The following is a 7,427-nucleotide window of genomic DNA, read 5'->3' as shown; positions in this document are numbered from 1 at the left end:
CCACGGAGATCGCCCGGTACCCGGCGTGGACGCCCACGCGCTGCGCACCGCGCGCGGTGACTTCGCCACCCTGGACGCCCGCCCGGCCGGCGAGGCCAACGGCACCGTCCTGCTGCTGCCCGGGTTCACCGGCAGCAAGGAGGACTTCATCGCCCTCCTCAGGCCCATCGCGGACGCCGGGTACCGGGCGATCTCCGTGGACGGCCGTGGGCAGTACGAGAGCACAGGGCCCACGGACGACGAATCGCCGTATGCCCAGGACGAGTTGGCCAAGGACGTACTCGCCCAGGCCGCGGCGATCGGCGGCCGGCCCCACCTCCTTGGCCACTCCCTCGGCGGCCACATCGCCCGCGCGGCGGTCCTGAAGACCCCCGGAGAAGACACCTTCGCCTCGCTCACCCTCATGTCATCAGGGCCCGCCCAGATCTCCCCCTCGCAGCAGGCCCGCGCCAAAATGCTGACCGACGCCCTCGCCGTGCTGTCCATGGCCGAGGCCTGGGAGGCCATCCAGGCCCAGGACCCGCCGGAGGACGCGGACGTCGACGGCAACGGCGCCCTCCGCGAGCGCTGGCTGCGGCACAGCCCCGCCCAGCTCATCGCCACCGGCAAGCAGCTCTGCGCCGAGCCCGACCGCGTCACGGAACTCGCCGCCGCGCCGCTGCCCAAGCACGTCATCTCGGGCGAGCGCGACGACACCTGGCCCGTCCCCTGGCTCGATGACATGGCGGACCGCCTGCGCGCCCACCGCACCGTCATCACCGGCGCCGAGCACTCCCCCAACACCGACCGACCGGAGGAGACCGCCGCCGCCCTCCTCGCCTTCTGGGACCGGAGCACCGGCGGCTGAGCGGCCGGGCATCGGCGCCATCAGGACAGCCACGTACTACGGGCCTAGCCTGAAAGTGCTCCGTACGGCCATCACAGGAGGCAGGCGTCATGACATTCGTCCAGGTCATCGACTGTAAGACAGATCAAATCGACGCGCTGAACAAGGTGATGGACACCTGGGTCGAAGCCACCAAGGGCAAGCGGACGGCCACCCACGCAATGATGGGCCGGGACCGCTCCGACTCCACTCACCTGATGGAAATCGTGGAGTTTCCGTCCTACGAGGCGGCGATGGCGAACTCGCAGCTGCCGGAGACGGACCGGATCTTCCGGGAGATGGTCGCACTCTGCGACGAGGCGCCGTCGTTCACCGATCTCGACGTGCTGCGCGACGAGCAGCTGAACAAGAGCGTGGTCAGCGGCTTCTTCGAGGAAGTGGTGAACAAGGGCAACACCGACGCGATGGACGGGATGTGTACCGCCGACTATCGGGAGCACGACCCGTCGCAGCCCTCCTATGACGCGGGTCTGGCGGAGGTCAAGATCTCGAACCGGGAGATCATGGAGGGGTTCCACCCGACGGCCACCGTGGAGAGCCTGATGGCCGACGGCGATCTGGTGTGCGCACGGTTCTCGTTCAAGGGCCGCCACGTCGGCCCGTACCAGGGCCTGGAAGCGACCGGCCGCGATGTCGCCGGCACCGGCCACGCGACCTTCCGCTGCAAGGGCGGCAAGATGGCGGAGAGCTGGTGGAACGTGGACGACCTCGGCCTCATGCAGCAGCTGGGCGTGGTCGAGAGCTGACCCGCCCCGACTCGCCACACACGCCGGCTTCTCAGTACTGCGTCTGCAGATGCTCCCAGAAGCCGTCCCGCAGCGCCCTGCGCAGATCGGACTGGCCCCGCAGCGAGTACGCGAGCAGCTTCTCCGCCTCCACCAGGAGTTCCTGGTCGACCGACCCGGGCAGATAGGGGTGCCCGGGCAGCAGGTCCACCAGCGCGTCGCGCCCCCGCGCGGCCAGCCACTTCGCGGCGATCTGCGCGCCCACGAAACGGACGTCCTCACGTGAGGGCCGGGGCGTGCCCGCGGTCTCGTACGTCGTGACGGTGCGCCGCGACACGTACGGCTTGAAGAACTCGAGGTCGAACGTGCGCTGACTGTCGACCTCCCACAGCAGCGGCTCCGCCTGATTGCGGCCGTCGGACGCCTCGATGCCCCACAGGTGCACCCGCGCGCCGTACCCCTGCGCCGCCTCCACCGCCGAGACCAGGTCCTCGTCGCCCCCGATCAGCGCCGCGTCGCTGATGGCGCGATGCCGGGCCAGTGACTCCAGGTCGGTCCGGATGAGGGAGTCGACGCCCTTCTGCTGGTTGTTTGCGTTGAGGTTGCCCAGGCGGACCTTGACGTCCGGGAGCTCCGCGATCGACTGCTGCTCCACCGTGTGGATGCGGCGCCGCGCACCGTCGTACCAGTAGACGCGCAACAGCCTGCTGTCCGCGAAGATCGTGCGGGCCTTGTCGATGAACGCCTCGATCAGGCCCTCCGCGTCCAGGTCGAAGGCCCGCCGGTCCTCCGTGCCGACCGCGAGCCGTCCCGCCGCCGCGTACACATACCCCGCGTCGACGAAGATCGCGTGGGTCGACGGCGTCTTCGCCACCTCGGCGAGCATCCGCTCGAGAAGGCTGTTGGCGCGCTCAAGCTGGGCTCTGATCTCGGTTTCCTCGTCCATTGGTGCACATTGTCCCGCTGGTCACGCTGCGAACACAACCGGTCTCGCTACTCATGAGTAATTAGGCTGTCGAAAAATTTCCTTAGCGTAGGGAATGTTTGCATGGGGCAACCCGTTGTACCCCTTGGAACGCGGGACACCGATGCCCCGCGCTCCGCTCACTCCAGTAGTTCTCCTTCAGGAGGATGACCAGACGAAGGGAGAAGCCTTATGCGCTTCGAAATCATGCGACTCGACGACGTCGACGGCGCTGCCGTGGACCGGACCGTCGTAGACGCCGCCTCCGTCAATCGGATCGTGCAGCAGGCCGCAGCGATCGGCCAGCGCATCTATATCCGCCCGGCCGAATCCCCGGCCTCGTAACGCAGACGTCGAAGGGCCCCCGTACTCCACTGAGTACGGGGGCCCTTCGCATGCCGGGTCCGTCCGCTAGCTGCCCCGGATCACCTGGGTCACGCCGTTGATGATCTGCTGCACCGCGATCGCGGAGAGCATCATGCCCGCGAGCCGGGTCACGAGGACCACGCCGCCGTCCTTGATGACGCGGATGATCAGCAGCGAGTAGCGCATCACCAGCCACAGCACCACGTGCATCGCCACGATCGCCGCCCAGACGGAGAGCTGCGTACCGAAGCTGTCGGCGTTCTGCACGGCGAGGATGACGGAGACGATCGCGCCGGGTCCGGCGAGCAGCGGCATGCCGAGCGGCACGAGGGCGACGTTGACGTCCTTGGTCTGCTTCGGCTCGTCCGTCTTGCCGGTGAGCAGGTCGAGCGCGATGAGCAGGAGCAGCAGACCGCCAGCGATCATCAGCGCGGGGACGGAGACATGCAGGTAGTCGAGGATCTGATGGCCCAGGAGCCCGAAGACCGCGATCACGCCGAAGGCGACGCACACGGCCTGGAAGGCCATCTTCTTCTGCACCTTGGCGGGTCGGCCGGAGGTGAGTCCGAGGAAGATCGGGGTGATCCCAGGGGGATCCATGATGACAAAAAGGGTGAGGAAGAGAGAGCCGAAGACGGCGACGTCGAACACAGTGATGGCCTTGCAGAGAGAGTCGTACGACAGCGCCGCGCGGAAGGGCGACGGCGAAAAGGTGGAAGTGAGGACTACGCGGTGGGGCGTCCGCCCGCGCCCGGCACCGGGAACGCCCCGGTCGCGCGGCGCGTGATCTCCCCGTAGATCTCGGGGTCGGTGGTGAACTCCCCGAGCACGCACGTCTTGCGGCTGCCGTGGTAGTCGCTCGACCCGGTGGCAAGCAGGCCGAGGTCCGCGGCGAGGCCGTGCAGCCGGGTGCGGGTGGCCGGGTCGTGGTCCATGTGGTCGGCCTCGATGCCGTCGAGACCCGCCGCGGCGAGCTCCGCTATCGCGGCCTCGCGCACGACCTGGCCGCGCTTGACGGCCGCGGGGTGCGCGAAGACGGTGACGCCGCCCGCAGCCTTGACCAGGCGGATCGCGTCGAAGGGGTCGAGCTCGTGCTTCTCGGCGTACGCGCGGCCGCCGTCGGCGAGCCAGTCGGGCGTGAAGGCGTCCGAGACGCTGCGTACGACGCCCAGTTCCACCAGGGCCTCGGCGATGTGCGGGCGGCCGACGGAGCCGTCGCCCGCGATGCGCGCCACCTGCTCCCAGGTGACGGGGACGCCGAGCTCCTGGAGCTTGCCGATCATCGTCTTCGCGCGCGGCACCCGGTCGTCGCGCACGAGCTCGCGCTCACGGGCGAGCTCCGGCTCGTCGGGGTCGAAGAGGTAGGCCAGCATGTGCAGGCCCACGCCGTCGAGGCGGCAGGAGAGTTCGGCCCCGGTGACCAGCGTCAGACCGGCGGGCAGGGCCGCGACGGCTTCCGCGTACCCGCGGGTGGTGTCGTGGTCCGTGAGCGCGACGACGTCGAGCCCGGCGGCGGCAGCGCCCCGCACCAGCTCGGCCGGGGTGTCCGTGCCGTCGGAGGCGGTGGAGTGGGTGTGCAGATCGATGCGCACGACGCGGACTCCAGGCTCTGACGGGGCGGACGAGGGGGACGCTCAAGGATAACGGGCGGCGGACGCTCCACCGCCCGCCGCGAGAGAGACCCCGCTCACCACACCGGCACCCCCAGGACACCGCCAGGGCGCCCTCAGGGCACCCTCACGGCATCAGGATCCGCGGCGACAGCGCCCCGCACGGCAGCAGGTCCACCTCGGCGCCCGCGTCGCGCAGATCGGTCAGCACCAGCTCGTCGTACATCAAGAGCCCCGACTGCTCCGGCCACGCGATCGCCCACAGCCAGAGCCCGCGCGCCTCGCCCGCGAAGACGGCGCGGTCGTCCGGCGTACCCGCCACATGCCACATCGGCGTCGGCCGGCCTGCCGCGAGAACCTTGGCCTGCGGCGGCTTCTCGACGTTCAGATAGGGACCGGGGTCCGGGCCGTCGATGCCGGCGTACCGCGCCCCGAGGCCGACGCCGAGCTCCTCGGCGACCAGAACGAGTTCACCGATGCCGCCGAGCGGAGCGGGACCCGAGCAGGCCACGGCGGTCGCGCGGCCGCCGCTTCTGTCGTCGCCCGCGCAGGCCACACCCGTGAAGAGCCAGCCCACCGGCAGCGGCCACGGCATCCACACGGGCACCTGCGCGCGGTGCACCACGACTTGGAGGGCCTCGACGCTGGGCGGGATCACAGGCTGCAGCGGATGCACGGTCCCGTGCACATTGCACTGCCAGGAGTCGGCAAAGAGACCGGGAGCCCTGACCCGGCCACCACACTTCGGGCAACTGGGTTCGCCCCTCATAGCGCCCAACGGTCCTCCCCGGTCGTCGCCGCGTCAAGGACGATCACCCGTCCGGAGTCGGTGGCGTACCCCGTGCCATCAGGGAAAAGTAGATGTAGCTTGCATCTTTTAGCTTCGCTAATTAATATGTGTATACGTCAACGATCCCGCCGGCAGCCACGAAGGAGCAGGCATGAACAGCAGCACAGGAGGCCCCGCGGAAGGGGATCCGTTCGACGAGGGCGCGACCAGCCTTCTGCGCCAGCCGAAGGCCGTCTGGGCCACGGCCGGCGCGTCCGTCGTCGCCTTCATGGGCATCGGGCTCGTCGACCCGATCCTCCCCTCCATCGCCAAGGGCCTGGACGCGTCGGCGAGCCAGGTCTCGCTGCTCTTCACCTCATACTTCCTGATCACCGCCGTCGCGATGCTGGTGACCGGCTTCGTCTCCAGCCGCATCGGCGGCAAGAAGACGCTGCTCCTCGGCCTCGCGCTCGTCGTGGTCTTCGCGGGCCTGGCCGGCACATCGGGGTCGGTCGGTGAGCTCGTCGGGTTCCGCGCGGGATGGGGCCTGGGCAACGCGCTCTTCGTGTCGACCGCGCTCGCCGTCATCGTCGGCGCGGCGGCCGGCGGCAGCGCCGCCGCGATCCTGCTGTACGAGTCGGCGCTCGGCCTCGGCATGGCGTGCGGCCCGCTGCTCGGCGCGGTGCTCGGCAACGCCAGCTGGCGCTACCCGTTCTTCGGCACGGCGGCGCTGATGGCGGTCGGCTTCCTCTGCATCACGGCGTTCCTGAAGGAGCAGCCGAAGCCCGCGCAGAAGACCTCGCTGCTCGCCCCGATCAAGGCGCTCGGCCACGGAGGCCTCGCCTCCGCCGCGGCCTCCGCGTTCTTCTACAACTACACGTTCTTCACGGTCCTGGCCTTCACGCCGTTCGTGCTGAACATGACCCCGTACAAGTCGGGCGCGATCTTCTTCGCCTGGGGTCTGCTGCTCGCCGTGTTCTCGGTGCTCGTGGCCCCGCGGCTGCAGGCGCGGTTCGGTTCGCTGAAGGTGCTCGGCGGTTCGCTGGTGCTGCTCGCCGTGGACGTGCTGGTGCTCGGGTACGGCGAGCACACCACGGCCATCGTCTGCACGATCCTGTCCGGCGCCTTCATCGGCGTGAACAACACCGTCTACACCGAGCTGGCCCTCGGGGTCTCCGACGCGCCGCGCCCGGTGGCCAGCGCCGGGTACAACTTCGTCCGGTGGTTCGCGGCGGCCGCCGCGCCGTTCTTCGCGCCGAAGATCGAGGAGTGGAGCAACATCCACGTCCCGTTCGTGGTCGCGGCCGTCACGGCGGTGCTCGGCGCGGTCGTGGTCTGGGCCCGCAAGGACGCCCTCACCTACGAGGCCGAGGAGCTCGAACCGCGGCACGCGGCGCAGGACAGCGTCACGGTCTTCGCCAACTGAAGCCCCCGGTAAGGAACTTCAGTCCAGGGAAACGGACTTGCGCAGCGGATCGCGCAGGTCCGTTCCGCTGCTCAGCCAGCGCTCCTGGAGGGCCCCCGCGCCGTGCACCCGCTTCCACGCGGCCTCGTTCGGCGTCATGGGCAGCAGCGGCAGGAAACGTACGGGATCCATGGGCTCGTCGAGGTCCAGGTCCTCCACCAGGCCGCCCGGCTCCGCGACCAGGACCGAGGTGAACTGCGCGCCGGGCCACAGCGGTTCGCCCACGTCGAGCGAGGCGCCCGGGGCCACGACGAGCCCCTCGACCTGCGGCGAGGCCGCCAGTACGGCGAGCGGGCGGAGCACCTTGTCCGTGTCGGCGATGCCGCCTCGCACCGACAACACCAGTTCCGCGCGCGGGCCCTTGACCGGATCGGCGAGCGCGGCGGTCGGGTCGGTCATCGGATGGACCGACATGCCGAGGGTGGCGTACCTGACCACGTCCCCGTCTGTGAAGCGCAGCACTTCGACGCGGTCAGTGCCGAGAAAGGTCACCGCGGCGCGCGCGTCGGGTTCGCCGAGGCCAGTACGGAGACGGGCCTCCACCAGAGCAAGAACATCAGCCATGACGCGAGCATAGAACTCACAGAGCAGGGGGTGCCGACGCGCAGGGTCGTCGTTGAGGGGTGGTGGTCGGGTGACGGG

9 protein-coding genes are annotated in these 7,427 nt (G+C 69.7%); 4 read left to right on the top strand and 5 right to left on the bottom strand.

Features of this window, described 5'->3' with window-relative positions; genetic code table 11:
* The first annotated feature begins 25 nt into the window (after positions 1–25).
* Positions 26–847, top strand: a complete 822-nt coding sequence (locus E2651_RS39080; RefSeq protein WP_135336028.1) for an alpha/beta hydrolase — start codon at positions 26–28, stop codon at positions 845–847.
* Between the two features lie 89 nt (positions 848–936).
* Positions 937–1,632 carry an ester cyclase gene (locus tag E2651_RS39075; protein ID WP_135336027.1) on the top strand — a complete coding sequence of 232 codons (696 nt, stop codon included), beginning with the start codon at positions 937–939 and terminating at the stop codon, positions 1,630–1,632.
* A gap of 31 nt (positions 1,633–1,663) precedes the next feature.
* On the opposite strand, the gene E2651_RS39070 is transcribed toward E2651_RS39075, so the two are convergent.
* On the bottom strand, positions 1,664–2,557 hold the full coding sequence (locus tag E2651_RS39070; RefSeq protein WP_135336026.1) for an NYN domain-containing protein: 894 nt from the start codon (positions 2,555–2,557) through the stop codon (positions 1,664–1,666).
* Positions 2,558–2,767: 210 nt separating this feature from the next.
* On the opposite strand from E2651_RS39070, the gene E2651_RS44370 reads away from it, so the two are divergent.
* On the top strand, positions 2,768–2,920 hold the full coding sequence (locus E2651_RS44370) for a hypothetical protein (RefSeq protein WP_167829028.1): 153 nt from the start codon (positions 2,768–2,770) through the stop codon (positions 2,918–2,920).
* A gap of 66 nt (positions 2,921–2,986) precedes the next feature.
* On the opposite strand, the gene E2651_RS39065 is transcribed toward E2651_RS44370, so the two are convergent.
* From E2651_RS39065 to E2651_RS39055, 3 genes are all read right to left on the bottom strand, one after another.
* On the bottom strand, positions 2,987–3,592 hold the full coding sequence (locus E2651_RS39065) for a MarC family protein (RefSeq protein WP_135336025.1): 606 nt from the start codon (positions 3,590–3,592) through the stop codon (positions 2,987–2,989).
* A 74-nt stretch (positions 3,593–3,666) separates the two neighbouring features.
* Entirely contained in the window at positions 3,667–4,533 is an 867-nt protein-coding gene (locus E2651_RS39060; protein ID WP_135336024.1) for a PHP domain-containing protein, read from the bottom strand.
* A gap of 145 nt (positions 4,534–4,678) precedes the next feature.
* Positions 4,679–5,320: a DUF6758 family protein gene (locus E2651_RS39055; protein ID WP_135336023.1), complete on the bottom strand. Its 642-nt coding sequence runs from the start codon at positions 5,318–5,320 to the stop codon at positions 4,679–4,681.
* Between the two features lie 172 nt (positions 5,321–5,492).
* Between E2651_RS39055 and E2651_RS39050 the strand changes: the two genes are divergently transcribed.
* Positions 5,493–6,746 (top strand): MFS transporter, encoded by a 1,254-nt coding sequence (locus E2651_RS39050; RefSeq protein ID WP_135336022.1) that lies wholly within the window; start codon positions 5,493–5,495, stop codon positions 6,744–6,746.
* An 18-nt stretch (positions 6,747–6,764) separates the two neighbouring features.
* Here the strand turns inward: E2651_RS39050 and E2651_RS39045 are convergent, their stop codons facing one another.
* Positions 6,765–7,349 (bottom strand): suppressor of fused domain protein, encoded by a 585-nt coding sequence (locus E2651_RS39045; protein WP_135336021.1) that lies wholly within the window; start codon positions 7,347–7,349, stop codon positions 6,765–6,767.
* Positions 7,350–7,427: the final 78 nt, after the last annotated feature.

It is taken from the genome of Streptomyces sp. MZ04 (genome assembly GCF_004684775.1).
Taxonomy (GTDB): Bacteria; Actinomycetota; Actinomycetes; order Streptomycetales; family Streptomycetaceae; genus Streptomyces.
This window is presented reverse-complemented; position numbering and strand designations above follow the sequence as displayed.